The 20,473-nt window shown below is 68.3% G+C and carries 15 protein-coding genes and 1 pseudogene; 8 read left to right on the forward strand and 8 right to left on the reverse strand.

Features of this window, described 5'->3' with window-relative positions; all coding sequences use genetic code 11:
- The first annotated feature begins 32 nt into the window (after positions 1-32).
- From JQX13_RS06740 to JQX13_RS06750, 3 genes are all read left to right on the forward strand, one after another.
- Positions 33-3,182: a DUF4175 family protein gene (locus JQX13_RS06740; protein ID WP_203408235.1), complete on the forward strand. Its 3,150-nt coding sequence runs from the start codon at positions 33-35 to the stop codon at positions 3,180-3,182.
- A complete protein-coding gene (locus JQX13_RS06745; protein WP_203411905.1) occupies positions 3,182-4,918 on the forward strand; it encodes a peptidase MA family metallohydrolase in 1,737 nt (578 codons plus the stop codon). Before JQX13_RS06740 ends, JQX13_RS06745 begins: the two co-directional genes overlap by 1 nt.
- A 95-nt stretch (positions 4,919-5,013) precedes the next feature.
- Positions 5,014-5,823 (forward strand): hypothetical protein, encoded by an 810-nt coding sequence (locus tag JQX13_RS06750; protein ID WP_203408236.1) that lies wholly within the window; start codon positions 5,014-5,016, stop codon positions 5,821-5,823.
- Between the two features lie 9 nt (positions 5,824-5,832).
- Here JQX13_RS06750 and JQX13_RS06755 read toward each other — a convergent pair whose 3' ends face one another.
- From JQX13_RS06755 to JQX13_RS06790, 8 genes are all read right to left on the reverse strand, one after another.
- Complete coding sequence (locus tag JQX13_RS06755) at positions 5,833-7,134, reverse strand: UDP-glucose dehydrogenase family protein (RefSeq protein ID WP_203408237.1); 1,302 nt, start codon at positions 7,132-7,134, stop codon at positions 5,833-5,835.
- Positions 7,135-7,208: 74 nt separating this feature from the next.
- Positions 7,209-8,303, reverse strand: coding sequence for a CgeB family protein (locus JQX13_RS06760; RefSeq protein WP_239014584.1), 1,095 nt, complete (start codon positions 8,301-8,303; stop codon positions 7,209-7,211).
- A 3-nt stretch (positions 8,304-8,306) separates the two neighbouring features.
- Positions 8,307-9,413, reverse strand: coding sequence for a CgeB family protein (locus tag JQX13_RS06765; RefSeq protein ID WP_203408238.1), 1,107 nt, complete (start codon positions 9,411-9,413; stop codon positions 8,307-8,309).
- Positions 9,410-10,549 (reverse strand): CgeB family protein, encoded by a 1,140-nt coding sequence (locus JQX13_RS06770; RefSeq protein WP_203408239.1) that lies wholly within the window; start codon positions 10,547-10,549, stop codon positions 9,410-9,412. The genes JQX13_RS06765 and JQX13_RS06770 overlap by 4 nt, the downstream gene beginning before the upstream one ends.
- A gap of 18 nt (positions 10,550-10,567) precedes the next feature.
- Positions 10,568-11,725: a glycosyltransferase family 4 protein gene (locus JQX13_RS06775; RefSeq protein ID WP_430384158.1), complete on the reverse strand. Its 1,158-nt coding sequence runs from the start codon at positions 11,723-11,725 to the stop codon at positions 10,568-10,570.
- The gene (locus JQX13_RS06780; protein ID WP_203408240.1) at positions 11,706-12,818 is read right to left on the reverse strand and encodes an NAD-dependent epimerase/dehydratase family protein; all 1,113 of its coding nucleotides are present in this window, start codon (positions 12,816-12,818) and stop codon (positions 11,706-11,708) included. The genes JQX13_RS06775 and JQX13_RS06780 overlap by 20 nt, the downstream gene beginning before the upstream one ends.
- Positions 12,815-13,936, reverse strand: a complete 1,122-nt coding sequence (locus JQX13_RS06785; protein ID WP_203408241.1) for an NAD-dependent epimerase/dehydratase family protein — start codon at positions 13,934-13,936, stop codon at positions 12,815-12,817. The genes JQX13_RS06780 and JQX13_RS06785 overlap by 4 nt, the downstream gene beginning before the upstream one ends.
- A gap of 341 nt (positions 13,937-14,277) precedes the next feature.
- Positions 14,278-16,047: an ABC transporter ATP-binding protein gene (locus JQX13_RS06790; RefSeq protein ID WP_239014585.1), complete on the reverse strand. Its 1,770-nt coding sequence runs from the start codon at positions 16,045-16,047 to the stop codon at positions 14,278-14,280.
- A gap of 480 nt (positions 16,048-16,527) precedes the next feature.
- Between JQX13_RS06790 and JQX13_RS06795 the strand changes: the two genes are divergently transcribed.
- The 5 genes and pseudogenes from JQX13_RS06795 to JQX13_RS06815 all read left to right on the forward strand — a co-directional run.
- Positions 16,528-17,121 (forward strand): hypothetical protein, encoded by a 594-nt coding sequence (locus JQX13_RS06795; protein WP_239014586.1) that lies wholly within the window; start codon positions 16,528-16,530, stop codon positions 17,119-17,121.
- Between the two features lie 13 nt (positions 17,122-17,134).
- Positions 17,135-18,199, forward strand: a complete 1,065-nt coding sequence (locus tag JQX13_RS06800) for a hypothetical protein (protein ID WP_239014587.1) — start codon at positions 17,135-17,137, stop codon at positions 18,197-18,199.
- Positions 18,196-19,449: a DUF4150 domain-containing protein gene (locus JQX13_RS06805; RefSeq protein ID WP_203408244.1), complete on the forward strand. Its 1,254-nt coding sequence runs from the start codon at positions 18,196-18,198 to the stop codon at positions 19,447-19,449. The genes JQX13_RS06800 and JQX13_RS06805 overlap by 4 nt, the downstream gene beginning before the upstream one ends.
- 15 nt (positions 19,450-19,464) lie before the next feature.
- Positions 19,465-20,193 carry an SMI1/KNR4 family protein gene (locus JQX13_RS53760; protein ID WP_239014588.1) on the forward strand — a complete coding sequence of 243 codons (729 nt, stop codon included), beginning with the start codon at positions 19,465-19,467 and terminating at the stop codon, positions 20,191-20,193.
- A 98-nt stretch (positions 20,194-20,291) separates the two neighbouring features.
- Positions 20,292-20,447: pseudogene (locus JQX13_RS06815) on the forward strand (Imm52 family immunity protein); the annotation flags it as partial.
- Between the last annotated feature and the right edge of the window lie 26 nt (positions 20,448-20,473).

Here is a 20,473-nt window from a genome sequence, read left to right on the forward strand (position 1 = left end):
GGGTTGCCACACGACCGAGCGGACGTGACAGCGTGAATCTCGAATCCCCGCAGACCCCAGGCCCGGAGCTCCCGCCTCCGCCCCCCCCGCAGCCTCCCGCTCCCCCGTCGGAGCCTCTCGCCGAGCCCCGCTCGCATGGCGTGGAGCGTCTGCTCGCCGCGGTGCGTACCCGCCAACGCCGCCAGCTCTGGCTCCAGGGCGCGATGCTGGGCCTCGCCACCCTGCTCGTGCTGGGAGTGGCCGGTGGCTTCCTGGCGCTCGCCGCCCCGGCCGCTGGCCGCTGGTTGATGCTGCTCTCCCCCGTGGCGGGCGCGCTCGTGGCCTGCGTCTTCGGCGTCTGGCTCTCCCTGCGCACCGTGGGGGATGACCTCCGCACCGCGCGCCTCATCGGCGAGCGCCAGCCCCAGCTGTCCCTGGACGTGCTCGCCGCGGTGGAGCTGGCGCGCGAGCAGGGCGCCCAGCCCCAGCACTCGGCGGAGCTCGCCGAGGCCTTCCTGCGGCAGATGGACCTGCGCGCGGACCAGGTGGACGTGGGCACGGTGGTGGACGACACGCGCCTCAAGCACGCGGCCCTGGTGCTGGGCGGCGTGGCGCTCGTGATGACGGTGGTGCTGGGCCTCGCGGGCGCCTCCTGGCGCGCGGGCCTGGCCAAGGCGCTCGAGTCGGCGCGCCTCGCCCCCACGGCCGAGCAGCGCGAGCCCATCACCGGCGACATCGAGCTGACGTACCGCTACCCGGCCTATACGGGGCTCGCCCCGCGCACCGTGCCGGGCACCAATGGCGAGGTGAGCGCGCCGGCCGGCACCGAGGTGCAGCTCGAGACGCGCTCGGACCGCGAGGTGGAGCGCGCGGAGCTGGTCGTCAATGGCGAGACGCTCCCGCTCACCGTCACCGGCAAGCGCGAGCTCACCGGCACCTTCATCGCGAAGAAGGCGGGCACCTACCACTTCGTCTTCTACGGCACGGGCCGCAAGGCCATCGCCACCGGGCCGGACATCCCGCTCAACGTGGAGGCGGACGCCCCGCCCCAGGTCCAGCTCCTCACGCCCGCGGCGGAGATCGAAATCGACCCGGGCCAGCAGGTGACGCTCAAGTACGAGGCCAGCGACGACTACGGACTCAATGGCCTGGCGCTCGTCTTCCGCACGCCGGGCGCCAAGGAGGAGACGCGCATCGCCCTGCCCCGCGAGGATGGCCGGCGCGACAAGGGGACCTACACCTGGAACCTGGGCACGCTGCAGGTGCAGCCGGGAGACCGCATCTCCTACTACGTCGAGGCGAAGGACAACGACGCGGTGGAGGGCCCCAAGCGGGGCGTGAGCCGCACCCAGGTGCTGCGCGTCTACAGCGCCGCCGAGCACCGCCGCGCCGCCCTGGAGAAGGCCGAGGCCCTCTGGGGCCGCATGGTGGACCACCTCGCCGACAGGCTGGAGGGAGCGGACCGCGACCGGGTGAAGGAGCCGCGGAAGGTGGCCTCGGGGCAGGCGGTGGACACCAGTGGCCTGACGCTGGTGGCGGACATGCGCGCGCTCTCCCAGGAGCTGCGCCGCGAGCGGGATACCCCCGCCGAGCTCGTCACCGCGCTCGCCAACATCTCCGAGACGCTGGGCCAGCGGGTGCGCGCCACCTCGGACCTGCGCCGCATCTACCTGCGCACCCAGCAGCGCCGCGCGGGTGATGACTTCGGCACCGGGACCCGCCTGGGCGCGCTGGTGGAGGATGAGATCGCCGAGCTGGAGAAGGACATCCTCTACCTGGAGTCCCTGCTGGACCGGCAGAAGCTGGAGGCCCTGCAGGAGCTGGCCAGGCAGCTGGCCGCCGAGCGGCGTGAGCTGGCCAACCTCATCGAGCAGTACAAGCAGAACCCGGACGAGCAGGTACGCGAACAGGTGATGCAGCAGATCCAGGAGGTGCGAAGCCGCATCGATGAGCTGATGCAGCGCATGGCCGAGATGCGCCAGGGCATCCGCGACGAGCACCTCAATGCCGAGGCCCTTCAGGAGATGATGAAGGACCAGGACATGCAGAGCGCGCTCGACGACGTGGAGCGGCTCATGCGCGAGGGCAAGACGGACGAGGCGCTCGCCAAGCTGCAGGAGCTGTCCATGCAGATGGACGAGATGCTCAACGGTCTGAACGAGGCCCAGGACGAGTTCGGCAACGAGCAGTACCCGGAGCTGGCGAAGAAGTTCGGCGACTTCATGAACGAGCTGGAGCAGACGGCGCAGGAGCAGCAGCGTGTGGCCGACGCCACCAAGGCGCTGCGCGACCAGGCCCGGCAGCAGAACAAGGACCGGCTCGCCGAGCGCGGCAAGGCCATGAAGGACGAGCTGCAGCGCCAGCTCGAGCAGGTACAGAAGGACTACGAGAAGCTGCGACCCGAGGATCTCAACAGCCGGGCCTCGCGTCCGCTGGAGGAGGCCCAGGCCGAGCTGGAGAACGCGAGAAACGCGCTCAAGGTGGACGACTACGATCTGGCGGCCGAGGCGGCGCAGCGGGCCTCCGAGGCGGCCCAGCTGCTCGCCAGCTACGGCGAGCAGCAGCGCTCGCTGGACGAGCTGTACGGCAACCCCGACGACGTGCGGCAGCAGTCCGCCGAGCTGGCCGAGCGGCTGGAGAAGGACGCGAAGTCGGTGGAGGACGTGAATCGCAAGCTCCAGTCGCTCTTCCCGCCGCCGGGCTCGCAGATGAGCCAGCAGGACAAGCAGCAGTTGCAGCAGCTCGCCCAGCAGCAGCAGTCGCTGGAGCAGAAGGCACGGGAGCTGCGCCAGCAGATGCAGGAGATGGAGCAGATGGCGCCCATCTTCGGGCAGGAGGCCGGGGACCAGATGGAGGAGATCGGCCGGCGCATGGGCGAGGCCTCGCAGCGGATGCAGGGCAAGGACCCGAACCGGGGCTACGGCGAGCAGCAGGCGGCGCTGGAGGGGCTCAAGCAGTTCCAGCAGCAGATGAAGGAGAGCCAGAAGGGCCGGGGCAAGGGCCGTGGGCTGCCGCTGCCGATGGGCATGGGGAAGAGCGAGGGCAACGGGAGGGATCCTCGCGACAAGGTGGAGATTCCGGACGAGGAGGCCTACCAGGCGCCGAAGGAGTTCCGGAAGGATCTGCTGGACGCGATGAAGGAGGGGACGCCGGAGAAGTACCGGGACCAGGTGAAGCGCTACTACGAGGAGCTGGTGAAGTGATGACCCGGGTTGCGAGCAGCATGAGGGCTCTCGCCCTCGCCCTCTCCTTGTCCCTGGCCACGGGCGCCGGGGCCCAGGAGTCGCTGAAGAACGAGGCCAAGGAGCGGCTGGGGAAGGTGGAGGCGGCGCTGGATGGGTGGGACGTGCCGGGCGCGCGGCGCGAGCTGCAGGCGCTGGAGGGCATCGTCCCGGAGGACATCGAGCCACTCAAGTACTTCCAGGGCCGGGTGGCCTTCGAGGAGGGCCGCTACGACGACGCCATCGAGCTGCTGCGGGCGGCGAACATCGAGGACAAGCCGGGCAGCTACCTGCGGCTGGCGAAGGAGACGCGCGACATCGTCAAGGACCACGCGTACGCGGAGAGCGAGCACTTCATCTTCTACTACCCGAAGGGGAAGGACGAGGTGCTGGTGCCCTACGCGCTGGAGACGCTGGAGTCCATCCACCGCGCGCTCGCCGAGGACCTGGGGCACCGGCCGCCGGGGAAGATTCGCGTGGAGGTGGTGAACAACGCGCGCGAGCTGTCCAAGGTCAGCACCCTCACCTACCAGCAGATTCAAACCACGGGCACCATCGCCATCTGCAAGTTCAACAAGCTGATGGTGACGAGCCCCAAGGCGGTGGCGCGAGGCTACGACTGGCAGGACACGCTGGCGCACGAATACATCCACCTGGTGGTGAGCCAGATGAGCCACAACACGGTGCCCATCTGGCTGCACGAGGGTCTGGCCAAGTTCCTGGAGTCGCGCTGGCGCGGCAAGCCGGGGCTGGCGATGACACCCTCGACATTGGCGCTGCTGGGCCGGCGGGTGAAGGAAGACAAGCTCATCCCCTTCGAGAAGATGCACCCGTCCATCGCCATGCTGCCCACGGCCGAGGACGCGGCCACCGCCTTCGCCGAGGTCTACTACGCCATCGACTACGTGTACTCGACGCAGGGCAACAAGGGCCTGCGGGAGATCATCCTCGGCCTGCGCGACGGCAAGCAGGACAGGAAGGCGGTGGAGGCGGCCACGGGGATGCCCTTCGCCCTCTTCGAGAAGAACTGGCTCGCGCACATCAAGAAGCAGCCCTTCCCCCAGGAGCTGCTGCCGCGCGAGGAAGTGGTGCTCAAGGAGAACGCCAAGGACCAGGACGAGAAGAAGAAGGGGCGTGAAATCTCCTTCGGCGACTTCGCGGAGGTGACGGAGGTGCCGGCGCGCAAGTTCGCGCACCTGGGCGAGCTGATGCGCGAGCGCAACCGCATCAAGGCCGCCGCCGAGGAGTACGCGAAGGCGCACAAGCTGGTGGGCGACAAGTACGAGTCCGTGTCCAACAAGTACGCGCTGGCGCTGCTGGAGCTGCGGCGGCTGGACGAGGCCGAGCAGGTGCTGCGCGGCTCGCTGCGCGTGCACCCGGGCTCGCCGAGCACCAACGTGCACCTGGGCCGCATCCTCCTGTTCCGCAAGGACTACCCGAAGGCGCGACAGGCCTACCTGGAGGCGCTGGCCGCGGACCCGTTCGACCCGGAGATCCACATCGCGCTCATGCGCATCCACGGGGCGCTCGGCGAGACGGCGCTCGTCACCCGGACGCGGGCGGCCAGCGTGGTGCTCACCGGGCTCGGGCCCCAGGACGTGGATCAGGTGGCCAGGGACTTCCTGCGCGACGACCAGGAGCTGGTCGAAGGAGGAGACGTCGGCGGTGAGGACGGTGCGCCGCCACCGAAGACCCCCGCGAAGGACGGGGGCCACTAGCGGATGTCCCCTCTCCCTCTGGGAGAGGGCCAGGGTGAGGGTCTTCCCCCAGGAGCGTGATATGAGCACGCGCCTTTCCTGGAGGACACACCCTCATGAAGAACCTGAGCATCGCCCTGGTCGTGCTGACCGCCACCGGCTGCGCGACGACAGGCAAGACCGCCGCGCAGCGCGTCGCCGAAATCGAGCGCTATCGCCAGCAGAAGTCGGCCGAGGCGGCCGAGGCAGCCAAGGAGGAAGCCCGGAAGCAGGCAATCGCGAGGGGCGAAGTCCTGCCGGAAGAAGCCAAGACCGCCACGGACGAGGCGAAGCCCACGAACGAGGCAGGTGAGACCCCCTCGGCGACTCCCGCCACGCCCGCGACCGCGGAGACCACGAATCCCGCCGAGGTGACTCCGGCGGCTCCAGCCACGCCCGCGCTCCCGGTGGGGCCACGCACGGGCCTGTTCGGCATCCGCGCCAACCTGCTCGGCAGCACCCTGGCCCTGGGAGACTCGGCGGGCACCAGCTCGAGCCTGGGCCTCCGCTACTTCCTCAGTGACGCGGTGGGCGTCAACCTGAACGTCGGCTTCGCTTTCGCCTCGGTACAGGAAGCGTCCGTCACCGGCCTGTCGCTGGGCTTCGGTCTGAACGTCTATGGAGGCACTCCCGGCAAGGCCCTTCGCCCCTTCTTCGCGCTGGAGGGCGCGATCAACCAGGTGGGCACCGAGAACACGGGGAACACGGGGGACGCGAGCGCCAGCGCGCTGTCGCTCGCGGCCGGTGGCGGCCTTGAGTACTGGCTCGCCCCACAGCTCTCCGTGAACACGACCCTCCTGGTCGGCCTGGCGTTCGTGCCCGACGTGGATGGTACCGTCATCGGCACCTTCCAGCCTGGGCTCGGCGTGACGCTCTACACCGAGTGAGCGCGGCGCCTACTGGCCGCGGCCGATGCCGAAGTACGTGAAGCCCTCGTCGCGCGCGCGCTTCGGGTCGAACACGTTGCGGCCATCGAAGATGACCGGGCTCTTCATCAGCGCCTTGAGGCGCTTCATGTCCGGGTGGCGGAACTCGTTCCACTCCGTCACCAGGAAGAGCCCGTCCACGCCCTCCGCCGCGTCGTAGCAGGTCGGCGCGTAGAGCACGCGGTCGCCGAAGTAGCGCCGCGCCACCTCCGTCGCCACGGGATCATGGCACTGCACGCGCGCGCCCTTGCCCAGCAGCCCCTCGATGAGCTCCACCGAGGGCGCCTCGCGCATGTCGTCCGTCTTCGGCTTGAACGCCAGGCCCCACACCGCGAAGGTGCGGTTGGACACGTCACCGTAGTGCTTGAGCGCCTTGGTGAGCAGGCAGCGCTTCTGTCGCGCGTTCGTGTTCTCCACCGCGCGCAGCAGGTCGAACTCCAGCCCCACGTCACGGGCCGTGGCCATCAGCGCCTTCACGTCCTTCGGGAAGCAGCTCCCGCCGTAGCCGATGCCCGGGTACAGGAACGAGTAGCCGATGCGCTTGTCCGAGCCCATGCCCTTGCGGACCATCTCCGCGTCCGCGCCCACGCGCTCGCACAGGGACGCGATGTCGTTCATGAAGGAGATGCGCGTGGCGAGCATCGCGTTGGCCGCGTACTTCGTCAGCTCGGCCGAGCGCGGATCCATGAAGAGGATGGGGTTCTCCGTGCGCACGAAGGGCGCGTACAGCTCGCCCATGATCTTCCGCGCCCGCTCCGAGTTGGTGCCAATCACCACCCGGTCCGGCTTGAGGAAGTCCTCGAGCGCGGCGCCCTCCTTGAGGAACTCGGGGTTGGACACCACGTCGAACTCGTACTGGGTGTTGCGCGCCACCGCGGCGGATACCCTGTCCGCGGTGCCCACCGGCACGGTGCTCTTGTCCACGATGACGGTGTAGTGGCGCAGCGCCCTGCCCACCTGCTCGGCGGCGTCGAGCACGTACTGGAGATCCGCGCGCCCCGTCTCGCCCTCCGGCGTGCCCACGGCGATGAAGACCACCTGGGAGGGACCCACCGCGGCCTTCAGGTCATCGGTGAAGTGCAACCGCCGCGCGGCGATGTTGCGGTGGACCAGCTCCTCGAGCCCGGGCTCGTAGATGGGGAGCTGCCCACGCTTCAGCGCCTCGATCTTCTTCAGGTCCACGTCGATGCACGTGACGTCATGACCCGACTCGGCGAAGCAGGTGCCCGCCACCAACCCCACGTACCCCGTTCCAATGACCGCGATCTTCATGAGTCCCGCCTCTCGTCCTCAACGCCCGGGCGCCGCCGGCTCGCGGCGCGCGCCTCTGATGTGGAACCGAAGCCCTACGGCTTCCGACCCGAGCTCACCGCCCGGGCGTACTGCTCCAGGGCCTCGGCCCGGTGCGCCGCGGTGTGCTCGGCCAGCACCCGCTCGCGCGCCTTCATGCCCATGGCCTGACGCTCCGGCTCCGAAACCTCCCGGAGGAAGCGCAGCGTCTCCTCGCCGGAGTGGGAGATGAAGATCTCCTTCCCCGGGACGAAGAGCGTGTCGAGCCCCGCCCATTCATCGCTGATGATGGGCACGCCGCACGCCGCTGCCTCGAAGAGCCTCACGCTCGGCGAGTAGCCTGCTCTCACCATGTCCGCGCGCGTGACGTTCAGGGTGAAGCGCTGGGAGTTGTAGAAGGCCGGGTGCTCGGGCGGAGCCAGGTGCTCCACGCGCGACACGTTGGAGGGCCACTGGATGCCCGCCGGGTACTGGGGCCCGGCGACCACGAAGCGGCCAGCGCTCCACTCCCGCGCGGCGTCGAGCATCAGCCGCTCCAGCACCGGCTGCCGGTCGTCACTGTACGTGCCCAGGTACCCGAGGTCCCAGAGGGGCTCGCGGTGCTGCGGCGCGTACAGCTCGGGGTCGGCGCTGCAGTAGAGCGGCCGGGCCGCGGGAGAGCCGAGCTCGCGCTCGATGCGCTCGAGCGTGGGTCCGCCCGTGAAGGACAGGTAGAGCTGGTAGCCGGGAATGAGCTCGGGCGAGAGGTACTCGAAGTCCTTGCGCGCCAGCTTCGCCAGCGTCACCGGCGTGTCGATGTCATAGAAGGCCGAGACACCGCGAGCGGTGTGCTGCACCCAGTTGCCCACCTCCACGCCCTGGGGCACGTACGAGCCCACCACGACCAGGTCCGCGCGGCGCACCTCGCCCGCGAAACGCTCCTTCAGGTCATCGAGGCCGCTGTACAGCTCGGTGCGCCCGTAGGGAGGCCGCGGCAGGTCGCGGTTGGAGGCGTACCAGGGCACGTCCCGCTCGAGGAACAGGACGTCATGCCCGCGCCGCACCAGCTCGCGCACCAGTCCCCGGTAGGTGGTGGCGTGTCCGTTGCCCCAGCTCGACGTGATGGACAGCCCGAGAATGACGATCCGCATCCGCTCCGTCTCCGTCTTCATGACTCAAGCCACCCGCTCGCGAGTACCGCTCTTCTGGAAGCCGAGCACCTCCTCCACCTTGGAGGCGCGGTGCGCGTACGTGTGCTCGGACAGCACGCGCTTCATCGCCGCCTGGCCGATGCGCCGCGACTCGGTCTCGTTCAGCTCGCGCACGTGCTCGGCGACCTCCTCGCCCGAGTGCGCCACGAGGATTTCACGGCCCGGCTCCAGGAACAGCTCCACGCCCTTGAAGGCGTCGGTGATGATGCAGGCCCCCGCCCCCGCGGCCTCGAAGACGCGCGTGGCCGGCGAGAAGCCGAAGCGGGCCATGCTGTCGCGGTTGATGTTGAGCACCGCCCGGGCCGAGCAGTTCAGCGCGTTGTGGTCCTGCGTGTAGACGTGGCCGAGGTACTTCACGTTCTCCGGCAGCGAGCGGTCTCCCCAGCCACTGCCTCCGAGCAGGAAGCGCGACTGCGGCAGGAGCTCGGCGGCCTCGAGGAAGAAGGCCTCCACACGGGCCTCGCGGTCCGGCAGACGGTTGCCCAGGAAGGCCAGGTCACCCGCGAAGCGCGGATCCGCCGCCACCGGATGGTGGGTGCTCGGATCGAGCGCGTTGTAGATGGGCACGCACTCCTTCGCGCCGAGCGCCTTGTAGGCGGACACCACCGGCTCGCCGCCGCCATACGTGAGGATGTGGTCGTAGCGGGGAATCAGCGCCCGGAACGGATCGTTCCGGTCCTTCTCCACCCGCTCGAGCGTGGCCGGCGCGTCCACGTCCCAGAACACCACCTGGGTACCGGGGCGCTGCAGCTCCAGCACGCGCTCCTCGAGCAGCGCGTCGAACACACCGACGCCGCTCGCCTTCACCACCACGTCCGAGTCAGCCGCCTCCTTCAGGCAGCGATCGAGCTCCGCCGTGCCCTGCGCGGAGTAGACGACCGAGCGCGCCCAGTCCGGGTCCGGCATGTCGCGGTGCTGCTGGCGCTCGTAGGCGTCCGGCTCGTAGAAGGTGACGCGGTGCCCGCGGTCATACAGCGCGCGGATGATGCCCCGGTAGTACGTGGCCGCCCCGTTCCAGTAGGCCGAGACGAGGCTCGAGCCGAAGAAGGCGATGCGAAGACCCTTGCTCATGCGATGACCCTTTCCCGAGTGATCGGGTTCAGTTCGGAAGCCTCGATGCCCAGCTGCTGGCAGATGCGCAGGAGCTCATCCACCCGGTGCCCACACGTGTGCCGCGCGAGCACCGTGCGCCGGCCGTGCTCGGCGAGCTCGCGCCGCAGCCCCTCGTCGGCGAGCAGCGCCCGCAGGTGCCGCTGCATCTCCTGGCCGTTGTTGGCGATGAGGAAGTCCTGGCCCGGGGTGAAGAGCCCCTCCGCGTCCGACCAGGGCGCCGTCACCAGGGGAATGCCGCAGGCGAGCGCCTCGAAGGGGCGGATGGTGGGGATGCCGGGCAGCGCCCGGGTATAGGGCCGGCGCGGCACGTGGACCGTGACACGCGCCTGGGCGAAAGCCACGGGCGCGCGGTGGTTCGGCAACCAGCCGGCGTACTCGATGCCCGACTCGGCCAGCGCCGCGCGCGCGGTGTCCGGGTAGCGCACGCCATGGACGCGGGCCTTCAGGCCGAGCGCCTTCACCGGATCCAACAGGAACTCGTGCAGCTCCGCGGTGCGCTCGTCGTCACCCCAGTTGCCAATCCAGACGAGATCCCTCTCCGGCCTCACGTGCGGCTGCGGGAGGAACACGCGCGCGTCGGCGGCCTCGTGCCACGTCCAGGCCTGACGGGTCCACCCCGCGTCCAGGTAGATGCGCCGGATGACCTCACCGAAGGCGAGCACGCCGTCGTAGTGGGTGAGCTCGTAACGGGCCATCTCCTCCCGGGCGCTCACGCTGCGGTGGTGCGTGTCATGGAAGAGCAGCCGGAAGGTGCCGCCCGCCTTGCGCCGCTCACCGAGCCGCATCACCAACTCCGGCGCGCTCCACTCGTGGACGATCACCAGGTGGGCGCCCTCGAGCGCGCGATCCAGGTCCAGCGTGTCGAGCGCATAGCGCTCGGGAACCACGTGCGGGTAGACGGCGCGAACCTCGCCCAGCGCCTCCGCCCCGAGGGGCTCGGCCAGGAGGTTCTGCATGCTCCACGCATCCGCGGGCTCGAACACACGCACATCGTGACCACGCAGTGCGAGATCCGTCACCACCCCACGCAGGAAGTGGGCGTTGCCGTGATTCCAATCAGACAGGAGGGAGTGACAGAAGAAGACGATACGCATCGGTGATTGGCTCTCCGGTCATGAAGCGTGGAGCGCGGGAAGGACCCGCCTCTCCGAGGGCCGCGCTCGGAGCGCGGCATAGAGCTCCAGGTAGGCCTCCGCCATGCGGCGGGGCGTGAAGGTCCGTGCACGGGCATGGGCCCTGGCGGCGAGGCGCTCTCGCTCGGCGGGGTTCGCCATCAGCCGCGTCAGTGCCTCGGCGAGCCCATCTCCATCCTCCGGGTGGACGAAGAGCGCGGCGTCGCCCCACACCTCGCGCAAGCTCGGGATGTCTCCGAGCACCAGCGCGCATCCGGCGAGGGCGGCCTCCAGCACGGACAGACCGAAGGGCTCATAACGAGCGGGCAGCGCATAGACGGCGGCGCGCGCCATCCACCCGGCGAGCTCCGAGGGCGTGAGCCGTCCGAGCGGCTGGACATGGTGGGCCCGGGCCGAGTCGCCTCCGCTCGGGTGCTGCGTCTCCCCCGCCACCCGTACCGGGAACGGGAGTCGCGGCGCGACGGCCTCCAGCGCCACCAGGTTCTTGGCCTCGTCCCACAGCCGGCCCGCGGCGAGCACGAAGGGCTCCTTCGCACCTGGAGGGAAGGACTCCGCCCGCCTCGCGTTGGCGATGACCTGCGTCGCGCGGAAGGGGCCGTAGAGCCGCTCGGCGGCGGCGAGCATCGCCTCGCTGGGCGCCACCACGCGCTCCGCCGCGCGCAATCCCCGCGCCACCTCTTCCCTGTAACGCGCGTAGCGCCCGGGGGCGGACTCTCCCTTGACGGCCTCCCACCATGAGAGGACGCACGAGTGCGCCACCACCAGCACCGGCGTCTTCCAGGGAAGCGCGCCGTGGCAATACCCATTGAGATGGATGATGTCGGGGGAGAGCCGCGCTTCCAGCTCGAGGAGCCACTCCCCCGAGGCGCGAACATCCTCCCACGGGTCGTCCATCCACTCGAGCTGGTAGCTGCTCTCGTGGATGGACAGGCCCGGAACCTCGCGCGCTTCCGCCCTTTGCGCGAGGGACAGCGGTGCTCCCAGGGTCGCGAGCTCCACCTGCACGCCGTCCTCGGCGAGTGCCCGGCAGAGCTCGAGAGCGTACGTCCACACGCCACCCACCGTATCGGCGGTCATCAACACCCGCCGGATGGGCGGCGGCAGACTCACGCTCGGGCTACCCCGCGAACGCTTCAAGCGAAGCTCCTCCCGCGGGTGGTTGGCTCGCCCGCTCCTCCGCCATCTCTTCCAGCCACGTGTGCAGCCGGGCCACGCCCTGCTCGACGCCCACCTGCGGCGCCCAGCCCGTGGCTTGCTGGAACTTGCGGGTATCGGAGACGTAGTAGCGCTGGTCGCCGGTGCGCCAACCCTCGAAACGGATCTCGGGGCTGCGCCCCGTGCGCTGGGCGATCAGATCGAGCAACTCCAGCAGACTCACGGTGCGCTCCGGGCCACCACCGATGTTGAAGGCCTGCCCCCGGAGCTGGTCGATGTTCGCCTGCGCCAGGCGGAAGGCACGCACCAGGTCCTCGATGAAGAGGATGTCGCGCACCTGCATGCCGTCACCGTAGAGGGTGATGGGCTTGCCCTCGAGCGCCCGGATGAGGAAGTGCGCCACCCAGCCTTGATCCTCGGTGCCGAACTGCCGCGGCCCGTAGATGCAGCTCATGCGGAACACCGCGGTCTTCAGCCCGAAGGAGCGCCCGTAGTCGAGCACGTACTGATCCGCCGCGCCCTTGGAGCAGCCGTAGGGGCTCTCGAAGTCGAGCGGGCAGCGCTCGCTGATGCCGTGGGAGCGCGTCGCCTCGTCCCGGGGCTCGTAGCGGCGGCCGTTCCGGGCGAACTCCATCCCCAGCAGCCCGCCGTAGACCTTGTTCGTCGAGGTGAAGATGAGCGGGGCCGGCTCCTCCGTGTGCCGCAGGGCCTCCAGGACGTTGAGCGTCCCCCGCGCGTTCACCTCGAAGTCGTGCACCGGGCCCTCCAGGCTGGTGGTCACCGCCACCTGGGCCGCGAAGTGGAAGACCTCCTCGGCGCCGCGCACCGCCCGCTTCACCGCCTTCTCGTCGCGGATGTCGGCCACCTCCACGCTGAGCAGCTCGCCGTGGCGGGACTTGAGCCAGCGCAGGTTGCGCTCCACGCCGGCGCGCGAGACGTTGTCGAACACCAGCACCCGGCGGCCCTCGCTCAGGTAGTGGTCCGCCACGTTGGAGCCGATGAACCCGGCCCCGCCGAAGATGACCACCCGCTTGTCGTGGCCGTTCTTCTGATGACCCGCTCGCGTCTTGCTCATACGGTCAACCCTCGAGCCTCGAGCTCCGCCCTCGCCTCGGCCACACGGTCCGTGGCCACCTGCCCCTCGAGCCACTGCGCCAGCTCGGCCAGACCCTGCTGGAAGCCAATCTGGGGCTCGTACCCCAGTACCTTGCGGGCCTGAGTAATGTCAGCGAAGCAGTGGCGGATGTCGCCCATCCGGTATTTGCCCGTCACGGCCGGCCGGATGTGTGGCTTGCCCATCACTTCGCCGATGGCCTTCGCCACATCCCGAACAGTGACCGCCTGGCCGCTGCCGATGTTGAGCACGTGACCGGCCGCGTCCCGAACCTCGAGCGCCAGGCGGCAGGCGAGCGCCACGTCGTGCACGTTCACGAAGTCGCGCTGCTGCATGCCATCCTCGAAGATGAGCGGCGAGTTCCCGTTGAGGAGCCGCGAGGCGAAGATGGCAAGCACCCCGGTGTAGGGGTTGGAGAGCGCCTGGCGCGGGCCATAGACGTTGAAGAAGCGCAGCGCCACCGTCGGGATGTTGTAGGCGCGGCCGGTGATGAGGCACAGCCGCTCCTGGTCGTACTTGGAGAGCGCGTACACGGACGAGAGCGCCGGAATCTTGGTCTCGGGCGTGGGCAGTGGCGAGAGCAGCTCTCCGTTGGCGCCGCGCAACTCCCAGTCACCGGACTGGAGCTGCTCCAGGGTGCGGTCGGTGCCGGGCACGAGGCGGCCGTCTGGCGTCCGGAAGAGCCCCTCGCCGTAGACGCTCATGCTGGAGGCCACCACCAGCCGCTCCACCGGACGCTCGATGAGTGCTTCCATCAACACCGCGGTGCCGATGTTGTTCACCGACGTATAGTGCTCCACCTCGTACATGCTCTGGCCCACGCCCACGGCCGCGGCGAAGTGGTAGACGGCGTCCACCCCCTCGAGCGCGCGCCGGACGGCCTGACGGTCACGCACGTCACCGACGATGAGCTCCACGTCCGGGTTGAGGTAGGACGGGCGCGCCCGGCTCTCCCCATGCACCTGCGGGAGCAGCGCGTCCAAGGCCCTGACGCGATAACCGTGTGCGATGAGCTCATCCGCCAGATGCGAACCGATGAAGCCCGCGCCTCCGGTGATGAGTACCTGCTTGCGCCTCATGTTCCCTCCCGACAGCCGCCGCGCCCTGTCCGCGCGCGCCCTGGTGGTTGCGTGGTCAGGAGCCAGCCCGATGTGCGACGGCTCCTTCGTTCCGCAGGAAGAGTAAGCACCGTGCTGCCTGGCGGTACCCCTGGTCCGGCGGGTCCATCGCACTGTCGTTTACGCTTCTCCCCGAGCGCACGTGCAATTGGACCGGAGGCCCAGGACCCGGGGGCGGGTTGGACCAGCAGCGAACACATTCCCACCCGAAACGTTGGCTTCCGGAACCTACCTGAAATGTCGTGTGAAGCGCACACACGCGCCCCGAAGGGGCCTCGTGAAGAGCAGGTGGGCTCGGCGCTCTAGGCGACCGCGGAGGTAGTCCGCTGCGGCTCGGGGAGGGAGGGCAACTCGGGCAGCAGTCCACGGGTCTGCCGGCGCACCAGCGAGGCATAGTAGCCATCCAGGCGCATCAACTGCGCGTGGTTGCCTTCCTCGATGATCCGCCCGCCCTTGAGCACGAGGATGCGGTCCGCGTCCACCACCGTCGAGAGCCGGTGGGCGATGGCGAAGGTGGTACGGCCCTTCATCAGCTTGCCCAGTGCCTCCTGCACGAGCGCCTCGCTCTCCGCGTCGAGCGCGCTGGTGGGCTCGTCCAGGATGAGGATCGGCGGATTCTTCAGGAGCGAGCGCGCGATGGAGACGCGCTGGCGCTCACCCGCGGACAGGCGATTGCCACGCTCGCCCACCACGGTGTCATAGCCCTGCGGCAGGCGCGTGATGAACTCGTGCGCGTGCGCGGCGCGAGCCACGGCCTCGATCTCCTCCATCGAGGCGTTCGGCCGCCCGTAGGCGATGTTGTTGCGCACGCTCTCGTTGAAGAGCAGCGAGTCCTGTAGCACCACGCCGATGTGGCGCCGCAGCGACATCTGCTTGAGCGAGCGGATGTCCTTGCCGTCGATGCGCACCACGCCCTCCACCGGATCATAGAAGCGGCACAGCAGGCTCATCAGCGTCGTCTTGCCCGCGCCGCTCGGGCCTACCAGTGCGATCGTCTCGCCCGGCTTGACCTCGAGGTCGATGCCGTTGATGAGCGGCTTGTTGGGACCCGACGAGGACGGGTAGGCGAAGTGCACGTTCTCGAACGCCACCTCGCCCCGCACGCCCGTGACCTCCTCGGCATCCGGAGCGTCACCGAGACGATCCTGGGCGTCGAGGATGGAGAAGACCTGGTTGATCGCCACCGAGGCGGTCCGCAGGGTCTTGTACACGCCGCTCAGGCCCTGGACCGGACCGAAGAGGCCGCCGATGTAACCGAGGAACGCCACCAGGGTACCGGAGGTGATCTCCCCGCGAAGCACGAGCATGCCGCCAAAGCCAATCGACGCCACGCGCGCGACGAGCACGGTGATGCTCTGGCTGGCGCCCACGGTCGCGTCGAAGGCGACGCCGCGGGTGACCACGGAATTGGCCTCGCGCACGTCGTGCAGGAAGCGCTGCTTCTCGCGCTCCTCCATGGCGAAGCTCTTCACCGTCACGATGCCCGAGAGGACCTCGTTGAAGCGGGCGTAGATCTTCGTCCAGCGGTCCATGAGCGTCTGCTCCCGCTGGGTCTGCACGGGTGCCGCCCTGCGGGCGATCAACACCGGGATGGGCGCGAATGACAGCGCGAGCAGCGCCAGACGCCAATCCAGCCGGAACATGATGATCACGGAGACGATGAGGTAGGTCGCCGCCGGGATGACGTTGAAGGCCAGCTCGGTGATGGCGCCCACGAAGCCCTGCATGCCACGGTCGAGCTTCGTCATGATGGCGCCCACGCCCTCCTCGCGGTGGAAGCTCAGCGGGAGCCGGTGGAGACGCGTGACCGTGGCCTCGTTGAGCGAGAAGTGCACGGCGATGCGCGTGCGCCAGGTGAGCCAGTTGGAGGTGGCGCCGAGGACCTCACGCACCAGGCCGATGCCCACCAGGCCCGCCACGGCGATGAGCACCGCCTTCAAGGAGCCGTGCGAGCCGAGCTGATCGAAGACGTGCTTGAGCACCAGTGGTTCGATCGCACTCAAGCCCGCGGAGGTCAGGACGAGCAGGAGGATGATGGCGACCGTGCGCCGGTGCGGGCGGAGGAAACCCATCGCGCGCCACAGCGATCCACGAGAGACGAAAAGGGTCTGCATGGTCGCGACCTGAACGCCCGCGACGTTTCTTCCCTTCCGTTCACGCGGGGTAGGAGCGGCACCGCATACGATCGTCAGGAGGGCATGCGCGCTAACGAGAGGCAGCCCGCCAGTACGTGAGCAAGCAGGCAAACGTGGGGGAAATACACAATGGCCACTCGTCTCGCTGGGGTGCACCCCTTCACCGCGTCGCCTCGTACGCCGAGCCATCAACTCGTGGCACTCGTCCTGACCCTAGCGGTAGCCATGATCCTCGAAGGGTGCGCCACGGGCCCTCCGCGAGGGAGCCTGACGAGCGGCTACGGACTCCACTCACGAAGCGCTTCGTTGCGCCACGGCACCAACCCCTCGCAGCCAGTCGCCCCCCCTCGGACCTGGAGGTAGCTGGAGGTAGGAGGCGCGGGCGGTTTCCCCGAGCCAACGGCAGACGCCTTCCAGGTGGCACAGGAAGCGAGCGGTCTTGGGGAAGAGGCATGGCACCCGGTGGGCGCGGCGCTCGACCTGGAGCAGGCGCGCCAGCTTCTGGGCCGGTTGGCGAAGACGCCCCTGACACAGGGGCGCTTCGCCCCGCGCCGGGTGCTGTCCTGGCTGCTGCGCGAGGTGCTCGAGGGCGGCGAGCGAGTGGAGTACGCCGATTTGAAGTGGCGTGCCGAGCGCTTCTGGCTCCTGGTGCTGGTACGACCGGACGGCTACCTGGTGGCGGCCCTCACCGGAACTCCCCTCGAGCGTATGGGCCCACCCGAGCTCGTGGAGGGCGAATGGAAGGTGGGCCGCCTCATGGTGGGCGACTTCTACTTCTCACGCGGTGGCGTCTTCTATCCGGTCAGCGAGGCCCTGCGACGCGCGGACAGCCCACCCTTGGCCGAGTTGGGATTGGGGAGAGACCCACTCAACGCCGCACTCGACGGGGCCCAGGACGCCATCGGGGAGATGGCGGTGGCCCTGGCCCACTCCATCCTCCACCCCATCCGCACCGCAGATGAAAATGAGGGCAACACAGACTTCACCGTCGTTACCTTGAGGACCGATTGAGATGAGTGCTGACGTGAAGTTGGTTGCCTCGGGAGCACGTGCGCCCGTAGGGACGACGGCCGAGAGCGTGGCAGCGGCCGTGCGTGCGGGCATCAGCCGCGTGCGGCGTCTCCAGGTGCCAGAGTTGGGGCGCCAGTCCGCTTCGTTCCTCGCGCGGGACGCCCTGCTGGACCCGGGAGAATGGAACGGTGCGGCGCGCATGGCGGCACTCGGGGCGGCGGCGTTGGCGGAGGTCCTCGGAAAGCTGGCGCCGGCACTGACGCAGTGGAACGCCGAAGTGCCGGTGCTGGTGGGGCTACCCGAGGAGCGCCCGGGATGGAAGTCGGCGGATGCCGCGCGAGTTGTCGCCGCGCTCGCGGCCGTCGGAAATGTGCGCCTGCGGGTGGAGCCCCGACTGGCGGGCCACGCCTCGGCGCTGGAGGGATTGCAGGAGGCCGTGAGACGCGTGAGCCGCGCCGGAGGCTCGCCACTGGCGATAGTGGGGGGCGTCGACAGCTACCATGACGTCCAGACGCTGGCCTGGCTGCGCGAGCGCAACCAGTGGCTCGAGGAGGGGGCGCGTACGGGCTTCGCACCCGGCGAGGCCGCCGCCTTCGTGGCGGTGATGGCCTCGCCGGATGCGCGCCGGTGGGGACTGGCGCCCCACGCCACGGTGCGCATCGCCACCACGGCCCGGGAGACGCGGCTCATCCATACCGATGACCTCAACCTGGGCGAGGGGTTGACGGCCGCCGTGGGTGAGGCGCTCGCGCCGCTGGGTGGCACGCAAGTGCAGGTGGAGAACATCCACGGTGACATCAACGGCGAGCGCTACCGCTCCGAGGAGTGGGGCTTCGTCGCGCTGCGGCTGGGGGCGGCGTTCCACGACGCCTCCGCCGTGCACACGCCCGTGAGCAGTTGCGGCGAGGTGGGTGCCGCCACGGGGGCGCTGAACCTGGTCCTGTGCGCGCAGGCATGGCGGCGTCGGTATGCTCGCGGTCCCCGTGCGCTGCTCTGGGGCAGCTCGGAAGCCGGGTTGAGAGCCGCTGCGTTGCTGGAGGAGCCGCTGTCCGGAAGTAGAGTCGGAGCAAGACAATGACCAAGGTCACCGTCAATTTCCCGAAGACACCCGTCACCCAGGGCAGCTCGGGCGTCGCCGCGGCCACGCTGCCCAACGTCTGCAAGATGCCGGGCCCGCCGGCCCCTTTCGTGCCCACGCCCTTGCCGAATATCGGCAAGAGCGGCGACTCTCCCCAGGGCTACTCCAAGACGGTGACCATCGAGGGGAACCCCGTTGCCATCACCGACGCCAGCTTCGGCAGCCAGGGCGACATGGCCAGCAAGGGTACGGGGGGAGGTCTCATCTCCAGCAATACCCATGGCCCCACGAAGTTCCTTGGCCCCGGCTCGATGAACGTCAAAATCGAGGGCAAGAACGTGCAGTTGCTGGGCGACCCCATGCTCAACAACTGCGGCCCCTCGGGCAGCCCCGCCAATGCCGCCACGATGACGGGCATCATCCAGGCCTCCGGAGTCATGGCGGTCATCTACGGTGACGACGCGCCGTGCGGACTCTGCGGGAAGACGCACCCGCTGGAAGCCGGCGAGGAGACGCAGACGGCGATAGCAACACTGCTTGAACGGCTGCAGAAGGCCATCGACGCCCAGAAGCAACAGATTCTCGAGTATGCCAATTCAAAGAGAGAGGAGAGAGATAAAGAGCGAAGGTTTGAAGAGCTAAACAGAAAGAACACGGACGAAAACAGAAGAAGCGGGAAAGGACCAAACCCTGCCGAGAGAGCAGAGCTGGCAAGACTGCCGGGCGAACTTTCAACTCTTTCGGGCAAAATCGCTGCCCTCGAAGACTTCTTCTGCAGAAACGCCGTGCTTCGATACAACAGAGACCGTAAATCCTACGTCAAGGGCTATATGGTTGGCGCCATGGTCTGTGTGTGTAAAGGCCAGAAGCTCGCGGCCTGCTCAGGCCAAGCGCCTCCCGGCTTCGTGGAAGTCGTAAGGTCAGTGGGCTTCGAGTGTGCAAGCCAGCCCGTCGACTCAGCGATTGAGAGAGAAGTCTGGGACTGTGCCGCCAAGCAGATCATGGAGAAGCACAGAGGACACAGCCCCAAACAACTTATCGAGCGCCTATTCTACCCAGCGGTAGAAGGCTTTAAGCCCGACAGGGGACCCAAGATTAAATTCAGGGTTCGGAAAGAAGACCTGCACACCAAGAAACTCTCCGAACCAGAGGAGCACGAGCAGATATTCAAAAATGGCGAGAACGTCCCATCGTGTGCGGACTGCCAGGAGAAGCTTCCGGCAATGTACTGCAAAACAAATTGCACCTGACTCGGGAGCCTAGAAATGAGAGCATTCGTCGAATTCGTCGAAAAATACCGCCCCGGCTTCTCCAAGGAAATTGTCCCGGCGGATGAAATCGACATCGCAATCCTGGAGAAAAAAGCGGGCCCCCTTCCAGGTGCATATCGTCGTTTCCTGGAGACCATGGGAGCGAGCATGGGTGAACTTGAACTCGCCGAGGCATCCTTCTCCATTGACGGAGCCCTCGATGTCTATAGCTCCAAGACATGGCTACAACATGGGCGATACATTCCTGTGGCTGGAGATAATGGGCCCTCCAGCTTCGATTGGTTCCTTGATCGTTCGAATCCTCATGGACCCGATGACTGCCTGGTGGTCCGAAGGGCACTGGAGAAGAACTACCCCCCGGAAGCCAGTTCTCCCAAGTACGTGGGGCTGGAGGAATTTCTCTACTACGAAGCCTTCAAGGAGCTTCGCCTGCCACAGTTGCCCTTCCGGCGGAAGTTCTCCTCACCGGAGGACGTCAAGGCTGCGGCCGAATACCGCTCGGATGCAATAACGAAGCTGGCGGAAGAGAGGGGCTTCATGCGCATTTCGCCCGTCGAGCACTGCGCGCTGTACGAGCGAGGAGACGCCGCGCTGCTACTCTACCGACACCCAACGCGGCCCACCTTCTCATTCATTCTGGGCTGCGAAGATTCGGCGGAGATGGAGCGACTGGCCCGGGATTTCGAGGCGCGAACGGGACTGAAGGGCATCGTCACGAGGTAGGCGGAGCCGTGATGCTCTGACATGGGGCACAACACGGCGGAGTGGACGCGCAGCTCGCGAGGGCCGCGGCAAGCAACTACTGCTCGGAGAGCCAGGCGCAGGCTGTGGGCGCGCTGGGCTGGCTCCTCATCCTTTCCAAGGAACCCATGACGGCGAGCAACCCCGAGCACGTGGCATTCACCGCACGTGTGCGCGAGCTGCTCGACCGGGCAGGACTCATCGAACGGCCGGAACCCGAGCCCGAGGGCTGGTGACACCCACAGGGGCTCGGGTCCGAACC

The organism is Archangium violaceum (assembly GCF_016859125.1).
Classification (GTDB): Bacteria; Myxococcota; Myxococcia; order Myxococcales; family Myxococcaceae; genus Archangium; species Archangium violaceum_A.

Excerpts from the sequence above, each read along its gene's own strand:
- JQX13_RS06780 (WP_203408240.1), bottom strand. The coding sequence starts at position 12,818 with ATGAGCAAGACGCGAGCGGGTCATCAGAAGAACGGCCACGACAAGCGG.
- JQX13_RS06770 (WP_203408239.1), bottom strand. The coding sequence starts at position 10,549 with ATGCGTATCGTCTTCTTCTGTCACTCCCTCCTGTCTGATTGGAATCAC.
- JQX13_RS06750 (WP_203408236.1), top strand. The coding sequence starts at position 5,014 with ATGAAGAACCTGAGCATCGCCCTGGTCGTGCTGACCGCCACCGGCTGC.
- JQX13_RS06765 (WP_203408238.1), bottom strand. The coding sequence starts at position 9,413 with ATGAGCAAGGGTCTTCGCATCGCCTTCTTCGGCTCGAGCCTCGTCTCG.
- JQX13_RS06755 (WP_203408237.1), bottom strand. The coding sequence starts at position 7,134 with ATGAAGATCGCGGTCATTGGAACGGGGTACGTGGGGTTGGTGGCGGGC.
- JQX13_RS53760 (WP_239014588.1), top strand. The coding sequence starts at position 19,465 with ATGAGAGCATTCGTCGAATTCGTCGAAAAATACCGCCCCGGCTTCTCC.
- JQX13_RS06760 (WP_239014584.1), bottom strand. The coding sequence starts at position 8,303 with ATGAAGACGGAGACGGAGCGGATGCGGATCGTCATTCTCGGGCTGTCC.
- JQX13_RS06790 (WP_239014585.1), bottom strand. The coding sequence starts at position 16,047 with ATGGGTTTCCTCCGCCCGCACCGGCGCACGGTCGCCATCATCCTCCTG.
- JQX13_RS06745 (WP_203411905.1), top strand. The coding sequence starts at position 3,182 with ATGACCCGGGTTGCGAGCAGCATGAGGGCTCTCGCCCTCGCCCTCTCC.
- JQX13_RS06805 (WP_203408244.1), top strand. The coding sequence starts at position 18,196 with ATGACCAAGGTCACCGTCAATTTCCCGAAGACACCCGTCACCCAGGGC.
- JQX13_RS06785 (WP_203408241.1), bottom strand. The coding sequence starts at position 13,936 with ATGAGGCGCAAGCAGGTACTCATCACCGGAGGCGCGGGCTTCATCGGT.